Origin of the sequence: Nonomuraea sp. JJY05, from assembly GCF_043496855.1 — a bacterium.
Lineage (GTDB): Bacteria > Actinomycetota > Actinomycetes > Streptosporangiales > Streptosporangiaceae > Nonomuraea.
Window position 1 is genome coordinate 39,078 of record NZ_JBIEIS010000019.1, and the last position, 18,633, is coordinate 57,710.

12 protein-coding genes are annotated in these 18,633 nt (G+C 72.9%); 5 read left to right on the forward strand and 7 right to left on the reverse strand.

The genetic code is table 11. The annotated features are described in order from the left end of the window. The first annotated feature begins 133 nt into the window (after positions 1-133). From ACFKCF_RS28915 to ACFKCF_RS28930, 4 genes are read left to right on the forward strand one after another with little or no spacing between them, the layout of a single operon-like run. Positions 134-1,273, forward strand: a complete 1,140-nt coding sequence (locus tag ACFKCF_RS28915; protein WP_394498381.1) for a siderophore biosynthesis protein — start codon at positions 134-136, stop codon at positions 1,271-1,273. Then, positions 1,270-2,754: an IucA/IucC family protein gene (locus ACFKCF_RS28920; RefSeq protein ID WP_394498382.1), complete on the forward strand. Its 1,485-nt coding sequence runs from the start codon at positions 1,270-1,272 to the stop codon at positions 2,752-2,754. Before ACFKCF_RS28915 ends, ACFKCF_RS28920 begins: the two co-directional genes overlap by 4 nt. After that, positions 2,755-4,299, forward strand: a complete 1,545-nt coding sequence (locus tag ACFKCF_RS28925) for an IucA/IucC family protein (protein ID WP_394498384.1) — start codon at positions 2,755-2,757, stop codon at positions 4,297-4,299. Beyond that, on the forward strand, positions 4,296-5,366 hold the full coding sequence (locus tag ACFKCF_RS28930; RefSeq protein WP_394498386.1) for a type III PLP-dependent enzyme: 1,071 nt from the start codon (positions 4,296-4,298) through the stop codon (positions 5,364-5,366). Before ACFKCF_RS28925 ends, ACFKCF_RS28930 begins: the two co-directional genes overlap by 4 nt. On the opposite strand, the gene ACFKCF_RS28935 is transcribed toward ACFKCF_RS28930, so the two are convergent. After that, positions 5,326-8,607 carry an ATP-dependent helicase gene (locus ACFKCF_RS28935; RefSeq protein WP_394498388.1) on the reverse strand — a complete coding sequence of 1,094 codons (3,282 nt, stop codon included), beginning with the start codon at positions 8,605-8,607 and terminating at the stop codon, positions 5,326-5,328. The two genes, ACFKCF_RS28930 and ACFKCF_RS28935, sit on opposite strands and share 41 nt — an antisense overlap. Next, positions 8,601-11,708, reverse strand: a complete 3,108-nt coding sequence (locus tag ACFKCF_RS28940; protein ID WP_394498390.1) for an ATP-dependent helicase — start codon at positions 11,706-11,708, stop codon at positions 8,601-8,603. The genes ACFKCF_RS28935 and ACFKCF_RS28940 overlap by 7 nt, the downstream gene beginning before the upstream one ends. Positions 11,709-12,030: 322 nt before the next feature. Between ACFKCF_RS28940 and ACFKCF_RS28945 the strand changes: the two genes are divergently transcribed. Continuing rightward, a complete protein-coding gene (locus ACFKCF_RS28945) occupies positions 12,031-12,648 on the forward strand; it encodes an NUDIX domain-containing protein (protein ID WP_394498391.1) in 618 nt (205 codons plus the stop codon). Between the two features lie 220 nt (positions 12,649-12,868). Here ACFKCF_RS28945 and ACFKCF_RS28950 read toward each other — a convergent pair whose 3' ends face one another. From ACFKCF_RS28950 to ACFKCF_RS28970, 5 genes are all read right to left on the reverse strand, one after another. Beyond that, on the reverse strand, positions 12,869-15,616 hold the full coding sequence (locus ACFKCF_RS28950) for a CDP-glycerol glycerophosphotransferase family protein (RefSeq protein WP_394498393.1): 2,748 nt from the start codon (positions 15,614-15,616) through the stop codon (positions 12,869-12,871). 209 nt (positions 15,617-15,825) lie between these two features. Next, positions 15,826-16,140 (reverse strand): MGMT family protein, encoded by a 315-nt coding sequence (locus ACFKCF_RS28955; protein ID WP_394498395.1) that lies wholly within the window; start codon positions 16,138-16,140, stop codon positions 15,826-15,828. Further along, positions 16,128-16,487 (reverse strand): hypothetical protein, encoded by a 360-nt coding sequence (locus ACFKCF_RS28960; protein WP_394498397.1) that lies wholly within the window; start codon positions 16,485-16,487, stop codon positions 16,128-16,130. The genes ACFKCF_RS28955 and ACFKCF_RS28960 overlap by 13 nt, the downstream gene beginning before the upstream one ends. 22 nt (positions 16,488-16,509) lie before the next feature. Further along, positions 16,510-17,664: a S8 family serine peptidase gene (locus ACFKCF_RS28965; RefSeq protein WP_394498399.1), complete on the reverse strand. Its 1,155-nt coding sequence runs from the start codon at positions 17,662-17,664 to the stop codon at positions 16,510-16,512. Beyond that, complete coding sequence (locus ACFKCF_RS28970) at positions 17,658-18,593, reverse strand: hypothetical protein (RefSeq protein ID WP_394498401.1); 936 nt, start codon at positions 18,591-18,593, stop codon at positions 17,658-17,660. Before ACFKCF_RS28970 ends, ACFKCF_RS28965 begins: the two co-directional genes overlap by 7 nt. Positions 18,594-18,633 lie beyond the last annotated feature (40 nt).

Consider the following 18,633-nt stretch of genomic DNA (forward strand, 5'->3'; position numbering starts at 1 on the left):
CCGAAATCCCCTGTCATCCTATGACCTCGCGGTTAGCCGGCGATTACGGTATCCGGGCCCCGGGGTGATCTCTCTCGGGCTAAGATCGACGAGTTAGGTTAGCCTTACCTGATCCTTCGGGGGTGCCTTCGCGTTGCGGCTCTACCTGACCGCGCTCAAAACAACCGATTCCGTGACGGACGGCTTCCTGCCTGCGGCGGAGGCGCTGGGGCTGGAGGTCACGGTCCTGACGGATCGGCCGGAGCGGCATCCGTACGCGGTGGCGTGCGACGTCCGCGACCCGCGGGCCCTCATCGACGCCGTCGAGAGCCTCGGCAGGCCGGACGCGATCTTCACCAACTCGGACCACCTGCAGGCGGAGACGGCGCTCGCGGCGGCCTACTTCGGGCTGCCAGGAAAGGACTGGCGGGCCTGCGTGGCCGCCAAGAACAAGTTCCTGGCGCGCCGCAGGCTCCTCGAGGCCGGGGTCGAGCAGGTGTGGTCGATCCGGCTCGCCCCCGGCGACCCGGTGCCGGAGCGCCTCCCCTACCCCGTCGTGCTGAAGCCGCGCGAGGGCGTGGCCAGCGAGGACGTCATGCTCGTCGAGCGCGACCTGGCCGCCGCCGTGGCCCTGGTCAGGAAGCGGCGGCCGGGCGAGACGCTGGTCGTCGAGGAGTACCTGGAAGGGCCGCTGCGGACGCTGGAGACGCTGGGCGACGCGTCCGGGACGCGGGTGCTCGGCGGGTTCGAGACGACGCTGGGGGCGCTGCCGTACTTCATCGAGGAACGGCTCGACTGGGCGCCGCGGGACGGGGCGCACGAGCACGTGCTGGCGGCGCTGGGGGCGCTGGGGGTGGGGTTCGGGGCCTGTCACACCGAGTACGTGGTCACCCCGCGGGGGCCTCGGATCGTCGAGGTGAACTATCGGGTGATTGGCGACAATTGCGACTTCCTGCTCGGTGATGTGCTCGGGGTGCCGCTGTTCGAGTGGATCCTGCGGGTGCATCTCGGGGAGGCCGTGCCCGAAATTCCGGAAATTTCGTCGTACGGGAGTGCGGTCAGCCTCGTCGCCGACCGGGCCGGGACCGTCAAGGACGCCCCCGGGACCGAGACCCTCGTCGACGGGGACGTCCGGCTGTGGCACCGGCCGCTGCGGGCCGTCGGGGACGTCGTCTCGCTCACGCACACGAACCGGGACTATCTGGGCGTCGTACGTGCCGTCGGCCCCTCCTGGGCCGCCGTGGACGCGGCCGTCGAGGCCTACCGGGCCGCGCGGCCGTGGGTGGTCGAATGAGCGATCGGGAGGCCTACCTGGCCGCCCGGGTCCTGAACGCGTTGCTGCGCGAGGACTACGGCGGGCTGTCCTCCCGGATCAGCCGGACCAAGGACGGCGTGGGGCTGTCGCTGGCGGACGGCCGGTGGGTGCGCCTGTCGCCCGGCGCGCTGTTCCAGGACTTCGTGGTCGCCCCGGCGGAGCGGCTCGGGCTGGAGCAGGTGCTGGAGACGCTGGTGGAGGTCGCGGACCCGGCGGACTCGGAGGGGGTCGCGGCCTTCTTCGAGGAGTGCCTGGCGGCGCTGACCGCTCTGGAGCTGCACGACTCGCGTGCCGGCGAGGTGCTCGAGCGGGGGCCCTCCTATGAGGCGCTGGCCGCCTTCGTGGACCATCCCGTCTACCCGACCTCCCGGGCCCGGGTGGGGCTGTCGGAGCAGGAGTTGCTGGCCTACGCGCCGGAGTTCGCCCCCTCGTTCGAGCTGCGGTGGGCGGCCGTGCCCCGCCGGGCGCTCGCGCCGGGCTCCGCCGCGCGCTTCCCCGCCGACGCGGGCGGGTGGGAGGTGGGGCCGGACGAGGTGCTCTTCCCCGTGCACCCGCTGACGGTCGGCGAGGTGCGGAAGATCGACGGGGTACGGGTGCTCGACGAGGCGCGGTTGACCGTGCGGCCCACCCTGTCCATGCGGACCGTCGAGATCGACCCCCGTACCCATCTGAAGCTCCCCCTCCCCATCAGCACCCTGGGCGCCCGGAACAGACGGTCGATCAAGGCGGGCACGCTGAGCGACGGGGCCAAGGCCGAGCTGCTGCTCCGGGAGCTGGCCGGCCCGGACGTGGTGCTGGCAGACGAGCAGGTCCACGCGCACGCCGGGCACGAATACCTGGCCTGGATGGTCAGGCGGCTGCCCGCGGGGAAGGTCGTGCCGGTGGCCGCGCTGGGGGTGCCGGGGGTGCTCGACGAGCTCGGCGACGTCGTCCCCGCCTATCTGCGGCTGCTGCTGCGCTGGAACGTGGGGCTCTTCGTGCGCTACGGCGTCGCCCTCGAAGCCCACCAGCAGAACCTCGCCCTGGTCTTCCACGAGGACCGGATGCGGCTGCTCGTCAAGGACAACGACGGACTGCTGGCCTCACCCGCGAGGCTGCGGGCGGCCGGGATCGAGGTGCCCGAGTTCGCCGACGGGCGGATGCTGAACGACGATCCGCACGCGCTGGCCGACGTGTTCGTGACCATCACGCTGCATCTCGCGGCCGCCGCCGTGGCGTTCGGGGCGATGCCGCACGCCGGGGCGGCGGCGCTGCTGCGCGACACGCTGGCCGAGGCCCTCGACGAGTACGGCGAGGCTCCCATGGCCAGGATCCTGCGCGCCAGGACCCTGGACGCGGCCAGGCTCACCGGCAAGTCCATGATCACCGCTGGGACGCTCGTCGCGAAGGAACGCTCCGGCGCCCGCGACGTCAACAAGTTCTACGGCACCAGCGGGCCCAACTACCTGAGGAGAGCTTGAATGCACGCTCCGGCCATCGACGCGCCCTCCGCCCCCGCTGAGGAGGCAGCCGAGGAGGCGACGCTGGCGGCCCTGCTGCGCTGCTGCGTGCGGGAGGTGGCCGGGCCGCGCGGCCTGGTCTGGCCCGCGCCGCCGTACCTGCTGCTGCGGGTGGCGGGCACGCTGCTGCGGGTCCGCACCCACGGCGGGGCGGCGCTGCGCTTCGACGGCCGGCCTGAGCGCCTGGAGGAGGGCTCCTGGCAGCCGCTGACGGCCGAGGAGCTGGTACGGCTGGTCGAGTCGGACCTCCACGGGGCGAACCGCGAGTTCGCCGGGCAGGTGGCGGCCAGCCGCGAGGCGGTGGCCATGATCCTGCGCGCGAGGCAGGACGCCGTCCCGCCCGCCGATCCGTGGCTGGCCTCGGAGCAGGCGCTGGTGTACGGCCATCCCTTCCACCCCAGCCCCAAGGCGCGCGGAGGGGACGGCTGGCTGCGCTACGCGCCCGAGGCGCACGCCGAGTTCCCCGTCCGGCTGCTCGGCGTGCGCGAGGACGTGCTGGCCGAGGGCGGCGACGCGTCGGTGCTCGACACGATGGGCGAGGCGCCGCGCGGCTACCGGCTGCTTCCGGCGCACCCGTGGCAGCTGGAGCTGCTGAGGCCGGCGTTCGGGGCCGGGCTGATCGACCTGGGGCCGGGCCCGGCGGTGCTGCCGACCTCGTCCGTGCGGACCGTGTACGCGCCCGGGGCGGAGGCGTGCCTGAAGTTCTCCCTGGACGTGCGGATCACGAACTGCGTGCGCAAGAACGCCTGGTACGAGCTGGCCGGCGCCGTGGAGCTCACCTCCCGCCTGGGCCCGATCTTCAAGGAGGTCGCCAACCGGCATCCCGCCACCCGCTGGCTCCCCGAGCCCGGCTACCGCACGGCGGCCCTCGGCACCCGGCTCCACGAGGGCCTGGGCGTGATCGTCCGGCAGAGCCCCTGGACCGCCTGCTCCCCCGGCGTGACCCCGGTGCTGGCCGCCGCGCTCGCCCTCGGCGCGCCGGTCGAGGACCCGCTCGCCTGGTGGCGGGCGTATGTGGCGGCGGTCGCGCTGCCGGTCCTGGAGCTGTATTTCGCGTACGGCGTCGTGCTGGAGCCCCACCTCCAGAACGTCCTGGTCGGCCTGGACGCGGACGGGCTGCCCGCGGAGGCCGTCTTCCGCGACCTGGAGGGCACCAAGCTCGTGGCCGGCCGCCACGACCTCGGCGGCCTGCATCCCGAGGTGGCCGCGGCCCTCACCTACGACGCCGAGCGCGGCTGGGCCCGCGTGGTGTACTGCCTGCTCGTCAACCACCTCACCGAGATCGCCGCCATGGCCGCGGGAGCGGACGACGGGCTGCTGCGCGAGCTGTGGCGGATCGCCCGCGACCTGCTCGCCGGCCAGGCGGGCGAGCTCGGCCGGCCGCTGCCCCTGTCGGACCTGCTGGCCGGCGCGCCGCTGCCCGCCAAGGCGAACCTGGGCGTCCGCTGGGCGCGGGCGGCCGACCGCGCCGCCGGTTACGTCCCGATCGCGAATCCGCTCGCATGATCACCGACCGCGTCCAGGACGCCGCGCTGCGCCTCGACGAGGCCCCCGCCTACCTGTACGACCTGCCCGCGCTGGACGAGCACGCCGCCTCCGTACGGAAGGCGCTCGGCGGGGTCGAGCTGTACTACGCCGTCAAGGCCAACCCGGACGCCGAGCTGCTGCGCGTGCTGGCCGGGCACGTGGACGGGTTCGAGGCGTCGTCGGCGGGCGAGCACGCGCACGTCACGACGTTGTTCCCGGGCAAGCCGGTCGCGCTCGGGGGCCCCGGCAAGACCGACGCCGAGCTGCGCCTGCCGCACCACCGCATCCACGTCGAGTCCCCGAACGAGCTGCGCCGCCTCCTCGCCACCGGCCTGGAGGCCGACGTGCTGCTCAGGCTCAACCCCGACCTGCCGGTCGAGGGCGCCGCGCTCACGATGAGCGGGCCGTTCGGCATGGACGAGCAGGGCATGGCGGAGTGCCTGCCGCTGTTCACCGAGCGGGTGCGCCTGCGCGGCCTGCACACCCACCTGGCCAGCGGCCTGGACGCCCCGCAGCTCCTGACGCTCGCCAAGGCCCTGCTGGACAACGAGCACGAGGAGGTCAACCTGGGCGGCGGCATGGCGGTGTCGTACGCGGCGCCGGAGTCCAGGTTCGACTGGGCGGCGTACGGAGCGGGCCTCGCCGCCGTCCGGGGCGGCAGACGCCTGCGGATCGAGCCCGGCCGGGCGCTGACCGCGTACTGCGGCTACTACGTGACCAGGGTCGTGGACGTGAAGCGGGTGCGCGGCGAGGCGTACGCGATCCTGCTGGGCGGCACCCACCACCTGCGGACCCCGGCGACCAAGGGCCACGACCAGCCGTTCACGATCCTGCCCACGGGCAAGGGCCCGGGCCTGGCGGGGGAGCCGATCACGTTCGTCGGCCAGCTATGCACCCCGAAGGACGTTTTTTCCCGAAAAATCGTGACCTCGGCCCGCGTCGGGGACACCGTGGTCTTCGAGATGGCCGGCGCCTACGCCTGGAACATCTCGCACCACGACTTCCTCATGCATCCGAAGCCGGCGTTCCACCATCTACGAGCTTGACCCCCTCGACGAGCGCGACCAGGCCGTCGGCGTCGAGCAGGTTGACCGGGCGTACGGTGCGGTTGGCGCGGACGTAGTGGAAGGCCGCCCGCACCTTCTCCAGCGGCACCCCCGCCAGGTGCGACCAGGCCAGCCGGTACGCGGCCAGCTGCACCGACGCCACCCTGGTGGCCTTCTTGCCCTTGGGCGGCTCGCCGGTCTTCCAGTCGACGACCTCGTAGCCGCCGTCCGGCAGCTCGAAGACCGCGTCCATCCGCCCGCGCACGAGCCGGTCGGCGATCATGGTCTCGAACGGCACCTCCAGGTCGACCGGCCGCCGATCGGCCCACTCGCTCTGCTCGAACCGCTCCTGCAGGTCGGCGAGGCGCACATCCGCCTCTTCGAGCTCGTCGTCGTACAGCTCCAGGTCGTCGATCAGGCGCTGCTGGTCCCACCGCGTCTCCAGCCACTTGTGGAACGACGTGCCCCGGCGCGCCAGCGGCGCGGGCTTGACCGGGACGGGGCGGCGGATCCTGCGGGCCAGCTCGCGTGGATCGCCGGCCAGCGTGACCAGCGACGACACGGTCAGCTTGGCCGGCAGCTCGACGATCGTGGCGGGCCGGCGCCGGTGCAGCTCCCGCTCGCGCAGCAGCAGGTCGGTGTCGCGCTCCCAGGCCCGCAGCCGCTCCTCCTCGAACGCGCGCAGCGGCTCGTCCTCCTCCTCGGCGAGCGCCCCGGCCAGGGCGTCCTCGACCAGGCGGGCGCCGTCGAGCACGGACTCGTAGCGCAGGCCCTCGGGCGTGACCGGCCAGGTGGCCTCGGCGGGCTCGGCGAGCAGCGGGTTGGTGGCGCCGTCGGCCAGGTCGCCGGCCCAGAACGAGACGCGGTCGGCGGTGTCGCGGATCTCCAGCAGGAAGTCGGACGGCTCCAGCGGCTTGGTGGCGCTGCCCCAGCGGTAGCCGGAGGCGATCAGGTGGTAGTGGGCGCGGGTCACGGCCACGTACGCCAGCCTGCGCTCCTCCATCAGGTCGCGCTCGCGGCAGTGCTCGTCGAACGCGCCCAGCTCCTCCTTGCTCAGCCCGCTCAGCCTCGGCAGGTCGGCGGCGTCGCCGCGGAGCGGGTAGGGGAGCTTGCGCGGGTTTTCGCTCCAGCGGCTGTTCATGACCGGCGTGGCGGGGAAGATGCTGCCCGTCGCGATCGTCCCCTTCGAGCTGACGAGCTGCGACAGGCCCGGCACGACCACGATCGGCCACTCCAGCCCCTTGGAGGCGTGGACGGTCATGAGCTTGACGCTGTTGCTGTCGCCGACCCGGCCCGCCTCCAGCCCGAACTCCTCGCTCTCCGCCGCCTGCAGGTAGGCCAGGAACGCGCCCAGCGTCGGGTCCTCCGCGTCGCCCGCGAACCTGGACGCGGCGTCGAGGAAGGCGTCGAGATCGGCCCGCGCCGCGAACGTGCTCGACGTGCCGCTGCGCGCGGCCACCTCGACGTCGAGGCCGATCGTGCGCTCGACCTCGCTGATCAGGTCGGGGAGCGGCTGCGCGGTGTGCGCCCTGAGCCGGCGCAGCTCCTGGGCGAGCGCCACCAGCCTGGTGCGGGCCAGCGGCGAGAACGCCTCCAGCCACTCCTCCCGGTCGGGCAGCTCGTCCAGCGCGTCGACCAGGCTGCCGCGCTCCTCGGCCAGGTCGGCCACCACCTGATCGAGGGGGTCCTCCTCCCGGCCGCTCTCGCTCAGCTCGCGGGCCAGCTGCCTGGCGTGCTCCCCCAGCACCCGCAGGTCGGCGGGCCCGATTCGCCAGCGGGGCCCGGCAAGCAGCCTGGCCAGCGCGTCGCCGGCCGTCGCGTCGTACAGGACGCGCAGGGTGGCCACGATGTCGGTCACCTCGGGCACGGTCAGCAGGCCGCCGAGACCGACCACCTCGACCGGGATGTCACGCTCCTCCAGCGCCCTGCGCAGCGCGGGGAACTGCGAGCGCTTGCGCGCCAGGATCGCGACGTCCTGGGGCTGCACGGCGAGCGTCTTCTTGCGCTCCTTCTCGCCCCAGGGCAGGCCGTCGGGCGCCGTCTCCGTGCCGAGGATCCTGGCGATGCCGTCGGCGACCCACTTCGCCTCGTCCTCGGCCGTCTCGTGGAAGGCGCAGGTGACCCGGCCGCGGTCGACCCGGTTGGGGCCGGGGACCAGGACCGGCACCTCACGGGCCTCCATGCGGAGCGGGAGCTGGACGCGGGCGGCGACGTCGAGCACCCGGTCGCCGTTGCGGAAGCTGACGCTGAGCTGGCGGACCTCTGCGGGGTCGCCGGTGCTGTTGCGGAAGTCCTGGGGGAAGCGGCGCAGGTTTCCCGCGGAGGCGCCCCGCCAGCCGTAGATGGACTGGCAGGGGTCGCCCACGGCGGTGACCGGATGACCGCCGCCGTAAAGGGAGCGCAGCAGGACGAGCTGGGCGTGGCTGGTGTCCTGGTATTCGTCGAGCAGGACCACGGAGTAGCGGGCGCGCTCGATCTCGCCGACCTCCTTGTGGTTGGCGGCGATCCTGGCGGCCAGCGACATCTGGTCGCCGTAGTCGATGACCTCACGGCCGCGCTTGAGCCGTTCGTACGCCTCCACCATCGGCAGCAGCTGCTCCCTGGCGGCCTGGACGCTCAGCGGCTTGCGCTGGGCCACGGTCGTCCTGCCGGGCAGCAGGTCGAGCCTGCCCCGCAGCCACTCCCCCACCCGTCGCACGTCGCCGGCCGACCGCAGGTGCTCCGACAGCTCGCCGGCCAGCTCCAGCACGGCGGCGGTGACCGACGGCGGGCCCAGCTCGATCCGGTCCATCGGCCCGTCGTACATCGCCACCACCCGCGACGCGAGCTGCCACGACACCGCCGGGGTGACCAGGCGCATGGTGGGCTCCAGCCCTTCGCGCAGGGCATGGTCGGTCACCAGGCGGGCGGCGTAGGCGTGGTAGGTGGACACGGTCGGCTCGTTGTCGAGCGCGCCCGGCTCCACGAGGCCCGCCTCGGCCAGGCCGTTGAGCCGCTCCCTGACCCGGTTGGCCAGCTCGGCGGCGGCCTTGCGGGTGAAGGTCAGGCCCAGCACGTTTTCCGGTTTGACCAGGCCGTTGGCGACCAGCCAGACCACGCGCCCGGCCATGGTCTCGCTCTTGCCCGAGCCCGCGCCGGCCATGACGACCATGGGCTCCAGCGGGGACTCGATGACCGTGGCCTGCTCACGGGTGGGGGGCAGGATGCCGAGCTTGCCGGCGAGTTCGGCGGGGGTCAGCACACCTGGCCCCCGTTGTCGTTGACCGGGCAGCTGGCCCTGGCCGCGCACGTGCGGCAGCCGTCGTTGACCTTGGCCTGGAAGAACGGGCCCGACATGCCGGTCGCCACCGTGTCGACCAGATCCTTGGCCCAGCCCGGGTCCTTGTCGTCGGCCAGCGGCTGCTGCGTCTGCTCCAGCGCGTCGTTCTTGCCCGCCGCCTTGCCCACCTGGACGAGCGCGGCGCCGCCCGGCTCGGTCATGCCGTGGCGCGCGAAGGCCCCGAGCAGCGCGGCGAGCTGGTAGACGCCGAGCTGGGGGTGGCGGTCGAGGTCGCCGGCCTTGGGCTTGGAGCCGCCGGTCTTGAGGTCGATGATCACGGCCCGGTTGTCGCCGTCGCGCTCGACCCGGTCGACGCGCCCCTTGATCTGGACGCCCTCGGTGACCATCGCCGTGAACGCCTCCTCCAGGGCCACCAGCTCGCGCGGATTCTCCTTGTGCCAGCGCAGGAACTTGCCGATCATCTGCTCGGCGACCTGGCGCTGCTTGCGGTTGTACCAGACGCCGCCGAAGTCGAGGTCGTGCCAGACCTCGTTGAGGCGGTCGCCCAGGAGGTCCTCGCTGGGCAGGTCGGTGGCCGCCAGGACGGCCAGGGCGTGGATGATGTTGCCCAGGCCCTGGGCGGTGCTGGTGCCCGCGGCGCCGACGGCCGTCTCCAGCAGCCAGCGCAGGCCGCACTTGGTGAAGCTCTCGACCGCCGAGGGCGAGATGCTGACGACGTCGTCGGGCCAGCTCAGCGGGCGGTCGTCGGAGATGGGGGTGAGGGCGTACCAGTCGTTGGGGTGGGCCCCCTGGACGCCGGCGGCGGCGAGGCGGGCGAGCTGCCTGGCCGCCTTCTGCCGCATCTTCCCGGGCTTGGTGGGGTCGGTCACCGCGCTGCGGAGGTCGGCCACCAGGGCGGACATGTTCAGCCAGCGGGCCCGGTCGTCCACCGTGGCCGACTCCACCGCTCCCGGCATCAGCTCCGACAGGAACCTGGACGGGCGCTCGTCGGTGTCCTCGCCGCCCACCGCGGTCACCACCAGCCTGCGCCTGGCCCTGGTGGCGGCCACGTAGAACAGCCGGCGCTCCTCGGCCAGCAGCTTGGAGACCAGTGAGGCGGCGTTCGGCTTGGTGCCCTCGACCACCTCGACGAGGTCTTCCACGCCGAGCAGGGACCCGCGCAGCCGCAGGTCCGGCCAGACGCCCTCCTGCACGCCCGCGACGACCACGACGTCCCATTCGAGGCCCTTGGAGCGGTGGGCGGTCAGCACGCGTACGGCGTCGCCGTCGGGGGCCCGGTCGGCCAGCGTGTCACCGGGGATCTCCTGGGCGGCCAGGTCGTCGATGAACACCTCGGGGCCCGCCTTGGGCATCCGGTCCACGAACCGGGCCGCGTGGTCGAACAGGGCCACCACGGCGTCGAGGTCACGGTCGGCCTGCGCGCCCCTGGGGCCGCCCTGCAGGCTCTGCTCGGTCCAGCGCCCGGCCAGGCCGCTGGCGTCCCACACGGCCCACAGGAGGTCTTCCGCCGTCCCCTCCTGCCGCGCGGCCTCGCGGGCGGCGGCCAGGAGCCTGGCCACCCGCTCGGCGGGGACGGCGACGTGGTCTTCGACGCGGATGAGCTCCCGGACGTCCTGCACGGCCGCGACCAGCAGCTCGCCGGACGACCGCGTGCCCTCCGCCTCGTTCTCGGCGATCTTGAGGGCGCGGCGGAGGCGGCGTACGCCGATCATGTCCGTGCCGCCGAGCGGCCCCGTCAGCAGCTCCTCGGCCACGCCCTCGTCGAGCTGGGCGGGATCCATGGCCACGCGGAGCATGGTGAGCAGCGGCCGCACGCCGGGCTCCTGCGCGATCGGCACCTCGTCGCCCGCGATCATCGTCGGCACGCCCGCGTTGACCAGCGCCCGGCGCAGCAGCGGCACCTGGCGCTTGGCCGAGCGCACCAGCACCGCCATCCGGTGCCACGGCACCCCGTCGATCAGGTGCGCGCGCCGCAGCGTGTCGGCCACGATCGCGGCCTCCTGGCTGGTGCTGTCGGCCAGCAGCACCCGCACGTCGCCGGGGTCGGCGTCGGGCAGCGCCGCCAGGTCACGGTGGTCGTGCTCGTGCCCGTACGCGTGATCGGGCATGGGCGCCACCGGCAGCCGGGCCGCCACCCGGCGGGAGGCCTCCAGCAGGTCGGCCCCGCTCCTGCGGCACACCCGCAGCGCCAGCACCGGCGCCTCGCGGCCGTCCATGGTCTTGAACCGCTCGGGGAACTTCATGATGCCCTGCACGTCGGCGCCCCTGAAGCCGTAGATCGACTGGTCGGGGTCGCCGACGGCGACCAGGTCGGCCCCGTCGCCCGCGAGCTGGGCCAGCAGGAACTCCTGCGCCGGGTCGGTGTCCTGGTATTCGTCCACGAACACCACGTCGTGCGCCGCCCGCTCCCGCTCGCGCACCTCCGGCCGGGCCAGTAACGCGGAGGCGGCCCCGATCAGCTCGGCGTAGTCGTAGGTCTCCTCCGGATCGAGGTCGAACCTGTCCTGGTAGCGCTCGGCGAACCTGCCCGCCGCCGCCCAGTCGCCCCTGCCGTGCAGCCTGCCGAGGGCGATCAGCCGCTCGGGGTCGAGCCCGCGCTCGTTGGCCCTGGACAGGAAGTCGCGCAGCTCCTCGGCGAAGCCCCGCGTCTTGAGCGGCTCGCGCAGCGACACCGGCCAGTCGAGCGCGCCGCTCTCCAGCTCGCCGTGGAGCAGCCGCCTGATCTCCAGGAGCTGCTCGGGGCCGGTCAGCAGGCGCGGCGGGGCCTTGCCCTCGAGCACGGCCTCGCGGCGCAGGAGCGCGTACGCGTAGGAGTGGAAGGTGAGGGCCAGCGGGGTGCGGGTGGTGCGGCGCAGGCGGGCGGTGACCCGCTGGCGCAGCTCCTCGGCGGCCTTGCGGCTGAAGGTGAGGATGAGCACGCGCTCCGGGTCGACGCCGCGGCGCTCGATCCTGTCGACGACGCTCTCGACTATGGTGGTGGTCTTGCCGGTGCCCGGACCTGCGAGAACGAGCAGCGGGCCGCTCTGGTGGGCCACCACGGCACGCTGGTGCTCATCGAGCACAGGGGGCACAACAGGGCCACCGTTGCCGCGCCGCACCAAGCGCCAGGTCTGACCACTCACAACACTAGATTCCACCAGACCACAGGGACAGATCGTGCCGACTTGCCCGGTCTCCCCACGCGATCCGCCTACCGTACCGGGGCGAATCTCCACTTTTTCGCGCGACACGCCGCCCACCTGTTCGCCGACGGCGTTGCCGCCATCCTTCCTGCCTCGGCGCGCTTCGACATCGAACTGCGAAAGTGATCGGCAACCGCGCCCACGCAGCGTCGCGCCTTGTAACGTAGGGTCAACGTCTCGGCTCGGAGTGGGGGTTGATCGCATGCGGTGGCAGGTCCACTCCGAGAGGTCGCTGTACGCGGACCCCTGGCTGGACATCCGGGTGGCGGATGTGGAGCTGCCCGACGGGCGCCGCCTCGACCACCGGCTCGTACGCACCGCACCCGGCGCGGGGGCGGTCGTCACCGATGACCAGGACCGGGTGCTGCTGATCTGGCGGCATCGCTTCATCACCGACAGCTGGGGCTGGGAGATCCCGCTGGGGCAGGTGGACGAGGGCGAGATGCCCCAGGCGGCCGCGGCCCGCGAGGTCGAGGAGGAGACGGGCTGGCGTCCCGGCCCCCTGCGCCCGCTGCTGTCGATCCAGCCGTCCAACGGCTTCACCGACAGCCTGCACCACATCTACCGCGCCGACTCGGCCACCCACCTCGGCCCGCCGTCAGACCCGTGCGAGGCGGAGCGGGTGGAGTGGGTGCACGCCACACGCCTGCGCAAGCTCATCGAGAACGGCGAGATCGTCTGCGGCACCACCATGTCGTCCCTTCTCTACCTCCTGGTGGAGCACCTCCCGAACGGCGGATTCCACCGCGCCGAAGACCTCACCTTCGACTACGACCCCGACCGCCGCTTCCTCCTCCCGGACCTCCCCGACCTCTTCTGACGACGACGCCCGCGCCACTCAGGGCAGGGAGAAGGTGCGCCCTTGACCACGGAGCCGGTCAAGGATGCGTCGTCACGGCGAGCAGCCCGTGAGCCTTCACGACCGGCCATGACAGACGGCCACCCGCGTCGGCGCGTGCGGCCCACCGTGCGCAGCCGTAAAAGATGAAGGTTTTGATGGGCGGGCGGCTTGGAGAAGCGGCCCGCCCGTGAAGCGGCGACTAGGAAAAGAGACGGTCGACGACGCGGGCGGTGGCTTTGCCGTCGTCGCGGGGGGCGAAGGTGGCGCGGAAGGCTTCGTAGCGGTCGGTGTGGGCGGCCGCCACGGAGTCGATGTTCCACAGGGCGTCGATCACCTCGGCCGACGTCGACAGCACCGGCCCCGGCGCCTGCTCGGCCAGGTCCAGGTAGAGCCCTCGCTTGGTCGAGTATTTAGCCAGGTCGTAGCCGTAGAACACGATCGGCCGGCCGGTGCACACGAAGTCGAACATGACCGACGAATAGTCCGTCACCAGCACATCGGCCACCAGCAGCAAGTCGGCAATATCGGGATAAGTGGTGACGTCGCGGGCGATGTCCGGGACGGCCGGCGCCGCCTGCATCGGGTGCGCCCGCACCAGGATCTCGTGATCGGCCCCGAGCGCCTCGCGCGTCTTGGCGAGGTCGAGCTTGACCATGGCGTTCTTGCGGTCGTAATCCCGCCACGTGGGCGCGTACAGGATCACCCGCTTGCCCTCCACGAGCCCCAGCCGCTCCCGCACGGCGGCGGCCAGCGCCTCGCGGTCGGGTGAGTAGAGGACGTCGTTGCGCGGCAGCCCGCTCTCCAGGATCTCGCCCTTGTAGCCGAACGCCTTGCGCAGCACCGGCGTGGCCCACGGCGACTGCGATAGCAGCAGGTCCCAGCCGCGCACCTCCGCCGCCTGGCGGTGCCAGATCGGCGGCCTCGGGTCGCGCGCCATGTGGGACTGGTCGTTGCCGATGCGCTTGGCCGGGGTGCCGTGCCAGGTCTGCAGCACGACCTGGTCCTCGCGGGCCCTGAACCAGACCGGCAGGAACGAGTTGGTCACGATGTGGCGGGACCTGGCCAGCGCGGCGTGGTGCTCGCGGCTGCCCGCGCGGACGACGGTCGCGCCGCCGGGCGGCACGAAGGCGCCGTCCTTGACGATCCAGATGTGCTCGCGGTCGTCGCCCCGCCGCAGCCGCTCCTCGTAGATGGCGCGGACGCTGTCGGCGTAGAGGCGGCCGTCGTTGACGACGTAGACGGTCGCGTCGTTGAGCGGCTCGGAGCGCTGGGCCGGGTAGAACACGCGGCGCAGCACGTGGGTGCCGGCCACGCCCCGCTCGTCGGCGGGCCGGGCCTCCTCGACCGTCACGACCGGCACGTCGAACCGGGTGGAGATCATCCGGTACGTGCGCCCGTCGATCGTGCGCGGGTCCTCGTCGAGCCCCGGCAGGGCCGCGTGGTCCATGCGCAACGGCACGATCTCGCCCGACGGGTGCCGGATCGACATGTTCCAGGTGCCGGAGCCGAGCGGCACGGGCTCGCCGAAGCGGTCCATGGCCGAGGGCTCGACGCGTACGGAGAACTCCTCGCCGGAGCGCTCCATAGGAAGCAGATAGGACAGCCCGGACCGGTGCCGCAGCGTCAGCGTGCGGGGGCCCGGAGCGTCGGGGTAGTTGCCGCGCAGGAGGAGCGCGGAACCCTCCCAGACGGCCGAGGTGATCATCGGGCGGATGCGGTGGGCGGAGACGATCACGCGGTCGCGGCGGTCGCCGAACACGGTGATCTCGCGATCACCCACCGGCGTGCGGGTCTCCACGAGGTCGGCGAGCATGACGGACGCCGCCGGGTCGCCCTTGGGCTCGACCCAGAGCCGCCGCCCGTCCTTCTCCTGCAGCAGGGTGGGCACGGCCAGCACCACCGTGACCTCCGTGCCGTCACCGGCCGGGGTGAAGTCGGCGGCGATGCGGTGGCCGCCCAGGCGGGCGTGGCCCTTGGTCACCGTGCGGCCGGGCAGGGAGATCTTCAGCTCCAGGCGCTCGCCATCGACGGACACGCCCGTCAGCTCGGCCCGGTTGGGCTGGAGCACGACCTGCAGCGCCCGGTCGGACGTCCACACCGGCCGGATCCACAAGCCCGGCTTCAGCTTGAGCCCGGCGGGGCGCTCGGGCCGGCCGATCGAGGAGCCGCGCAGCAGGCCCGTGGCCCGCGCACCCCGGCTCCAGAACACGATCTCGGCTCGCCAGGTGGTCGTGTCCGGCACGGACGGGCGGTGCCGCATCCGCCGCCGCACGGCCGACACCACACCGCGTACGGCGCCGCGCCAGCGCAGCGGCCACGGGCTCAGCTCGGCGCTGAACCCGGACCAGTCGTAGTTGCAGCCGGGCTCGCGCGCGCCATGGGTGGCCTCGGGCGCGAGCACGCGCCGCGTGCGCATGCGGATGGGCGGCAGCCAGCGCGGCCCGCGCAGCACCACGCTCGCCCAGTTGAACCGCCGACTGCGGACGGAGAGCCCCGCCAGGTACGCGAACCCGGTGACGCGCAGCTTGCCGTCGACCCAGACGATGTCGTCGATGTGGGTCACCGGCACCATGTCGGCACGCCGCAGCCGGTAGAGGTCGGACGGGAGCTCGTCGCGGAAGGGCAGGTCCGCGTACCAGCGCAGGCCCTTGCGGATGCGCTTGGACGGTTCGGCGGCGGCCGTCACGACCTTGGTGAGCGTCTCGCCCTCGACGAGTTCCTCGTCGGGCCGGTGCTCGATCAGGTGACATATGACACGCCGCGCTACCGGCAGGTCGTGCTTGACGCGCGCGTCCACGGCCGCGAGGTAGGGCCGGACGAGGTCGAGCATCTCGCGCCGCCGTGCCGCGCCGCGCTTGACCGCGAGGTCCATGCGGGACCCGAGTGGGCCGCTCAGCACCTCGGTGTCGAACGCCGCGTCGCGACCGCCGGGGCCGACAGCTCGCATGACCGCTTCGAGGGGCTCTCCACGATCGCATAGATCCTGGACAGCCTTGAGGCGGTCGGCGAGCGATTCGCCGCCCTGGCTCTGGGCTGTGACGCCGGTGGCCATTGAGGTGGCACCGCCTTTCGGGCCGCCATTCAGTGTTCTGCCCATGGTAATGCGAGTCACATGTCACCAATTCGCCGGTTCGGCGAAACGGCTGGTCATGACCCTTACTGAAAATCCGCTGAAGGCCCGCCCCAGCGAGCCTGTCTCATGTCCACCCGTTCGCCGCGCAACGGTGTGCCTTCCTCGCGCCAGTGGGTCAGGCAGCGTTGCAGGTGGTCAGGGGCGGCGCCGGAGCCGTCGGCGTGGACGACGCGCCACCACGGCACGCCGCCGCCCCACGTCGACATCACCTTGCCGACCTGGCGGGGGCCGCCCTCGCCCAGGTATTCGGCGATGTCGCCGTAGGCCATGACCTTGCCGGGCGGGATACGCTCGACGAGGTCGAGCACCCGCTCGGCGAAGGGGTTCAGGGGGTCCATGCCGCCGGGCCCGCTTCGATGATCTCTTCGAACTTGCCGATCTCCATCGCGCTGCCGCCCGTCACCACCTCGATGACGCCGTCGCGCAGCGCGTAGAGCTCGCCGTCCTCGCCCACGAGCCGGGCGCCGAGCGCGGCCGAGAGCCGGACGAGTTGCGCGACCTGCCAGTCGGAGCCCGGTTCGCCGACCAGCTGGCCCTGCCAGCGCGCCACCGCGTACGTGCCGCTCCTGTGCGCGGCCACGATCTCGTCATCTCCGCGCAGCCCGAAACCGGCCGGTGCGATGGCCTTCGCGAGCTCCGCGAAGGCGAGTGGCGACTCGCGCACCACCCGCAGCTCGTATCCCATGACGCGCGACCATAGCGGATCTTTACTGTTCCTTGCGCTGATTGAGCACGATGATCGCGCCGCAGAACATGACCAGCGCGACCAGCACCCCTCCCCCGTACAACCACAGCCGCAGCGGATCGGGCCCCGGCCGGGTCGGCACGGGCGAGTCCTCGCCCTGCCCGAAGTGCTCCTGACCTGACAGGACGCTGCGCTGCTCCCCGGTCAGCCGCTCGGCGGCGTTGAGCGCGGCGGCCGCGTCGACCACCCCGAACCCGGTCCGGTCGTCGTAGCCCGGGGCGGGCCGGCCCCGCGCGCTGGCGGCCAGGGCCTGGGCCACCTGCTCGGGCGGCAGGTCCGGATAGCGCGACTTGATGAGCGCGGCCACGCCCGCCACGAGCGCGGCGGCCGAACTCGTGCCCTCGGACAGCTCGTAGCCGCTCTTGCGCTTGACCACGGGCACGCCCACGCCCGGCGCGGCGACCAGCACGGAGAGGTTGTCGCTGCTGAACGCGGCCCGTTTGCCCTGCTTGTCGGTGGCCGCCACGCCGATGACCCCCGGGTAGCCGGCCGGGAAGCTCCAGTAGGAGGTGCCGTTCTCCTTGGCGTAGTTGGTCAGGCCGTCGTTGCCCACGGCGGCGACGAGGACGACGCCCTTGCCGAGCGCGTACGAGACGGCCTCGCGCTCGGACCTGACCGGGCCGTAGGAGCCGATGGACATGCTGATGACCTGGGCGCCGTGGTTGGCCGCGTACCGCAGGGCCCGCGCGAGCGGGCTCTCCGAGGCCTGCCCCTCGTCCTCCAGCGGCGGGACGCTCAGCTCGGGGTTGTCGTCGGTGACCATGGGCAGCGACAGGATGCGGGCGCCGGGGGCGACGCCGATCAGCCCGTCGCCCTCCCCCGACGCCGCGATCAGTCCGGCCATGGCGGTGCCGTGCCGGCCCGGCGCCGTGTCCCTGACCACCGCGCCCCCGCTCATGTCGGGACCCGCGGTCACCCGGCCCTTCAGCTCCTTGACCTGGTCGTCCACGCCGCTGTCCACGACGGCGACGGTGACGCCCTGGCCCTTGGTGACGGTCCAGGCCTGTTCGACGTTGAGGGCGTCAAGCACCCACTGCTGCTGCTCCCGCACGGGGTCGGCGGCGGGTCCCGCCAGCAGGAGGAGCGCCGCGGTGAGCGCGCGTACGGTCGCTAGCACACGTTCCCCTGGGTGCAGGGCGGCACCTTGGGCGGGTCCGCGAGGAAGTAGGCGATCTGGTTGCCGACGGACTTCGCGGCCGGCCACAGCTCGGAGTGCAGGATCTCCTCCGGCGGGATCGCGGCCCTGGTCCGGCCATCGGCGTAGCCGGCCGTGGAGAACACGATGTACGGCCCGGCGCCCACCCAGCCGGTGCGCTGGCGCTGGTCGGGGCCGAAGCGTTCGGTCACCGTGCCGGGGAAGGCGACGGGCAGCACGCCCACGCGGTCGTCCTGGGTGAGCTCCTCTCCGGCCGAGACCCTGGACGCCTCGTCCTTCAGCACGGCCACCCCGACCGTGATCACGAACGAGGCCGTCTGGTCGACGTACGTGGCCCGCAGCATCGTGACGCAGCCGTGGTTCTCCAGGACCCCGGCCACGGAGGCGTCCACGCCCTTGCCGCACTCGGTCTCGGGGGCGATGCCGACGCGCCTGGCGTACTGCTGGGCCCGGTCGAGCCCGAGGTACTTCACCTCTTCGGGGAAGACGCCCGTCGCCGGCCACGCCTGCCAGCGCCTGGCGATCTCCTCCTGCTTGTACTGGTTCTGCTCGGAGGGGGTCAGCGGGCGCGAGCGGGTCTCGGCGAACAGCCCGACCGTGCCGAGCAGCACGACCACGGACGACACGACCACGATGACGCTCAGCAGCATCACGAAGATGCGCCGGTACCGGACGCCCTGCTGGAGCGCCTCGCGCTCGGCGCGGTCCTTGGCGGCCGTCCTCGTGCGGGAACCCGCCGCCGGCCACGTACGCACCCGCGGCCGCCGGCCGGTGGTGGCGCCGAGCGGATTCCTCCGTTCCGGCGTGGCCTCGCCCTCGGCGCGCGGCAGTCCTGAAGTCGACCTACGAGCCTTCACCACCGCCTCATCCTCGCCGTCCTCCCTGCCCATCGCCTCACCGCATGAGACGGGCTCGGTCGCTGGGGAGCCG

Excerpts from the sequence above, each read along its gene's own strand:
- ACFKCF_RS28950 (WP_394498393.1), bottom strand. The coding sequence starts at position 15,616 with ATGCGAGCTGTCGGCCCCGGCGGTCGCGACGCGGCGTTCGACACCGAG.
- ACFKCF_RS28925 (WP_394498384.1), top strand. The coding sequence starts at position 2,755 with ATGCACGCTCCGGCCATCGACGCGCCCTCCGCCCCCGCTGAGGAGGCA.
- ACFKCF_RS28945 (WP_394498391.1), top strand. The coding sequence starts at position 12,031 with ATGCGGTGGCAGGTCCACTCCGAGAGGTCGCTGTACGCGGACCCCTGG.
- ACFKCF_RS28955 (WP_394498395.1), bottom strand. The coding sequence starts at position 16,140 with ATGGACCCCCTGAACCCCTTCGCCGAGCGGGTGCTCGACCTCGTCGAG.
- ACFKCF_RS28930 (WP_394498386.1), top strand. The coding sequence starts at position 4,296 with ATGATCACCGACCGCGTCCAGGACGCCGCGCTGCGCCTCGACGAGGCC.
- ACFKCF_RS28970 (WP_394498401.1), bottom strand. The coding sequence starts at position 18,593 with ATGGGCAGGGAGGACGGCGAGGATGAGGCGGTGGTGAAGGCTCGTAGG.
- ACFKCF_RS28960 (WP_394498397.1), bottom strand. The coding sequence starts at position 16,487 with ATGGGATACGAGCTGCGGGTGGTGCGCGAGTCGCCACTCGCCTTCGCG.
- ACFKCF_RS28920 (WP_394498382.1), top strand. The coding sequence starts at position 1,270 with ATGAGCGATCGGGAGGCCTACCTGGCCGCCCGGGTCCTGAACGCGTTG.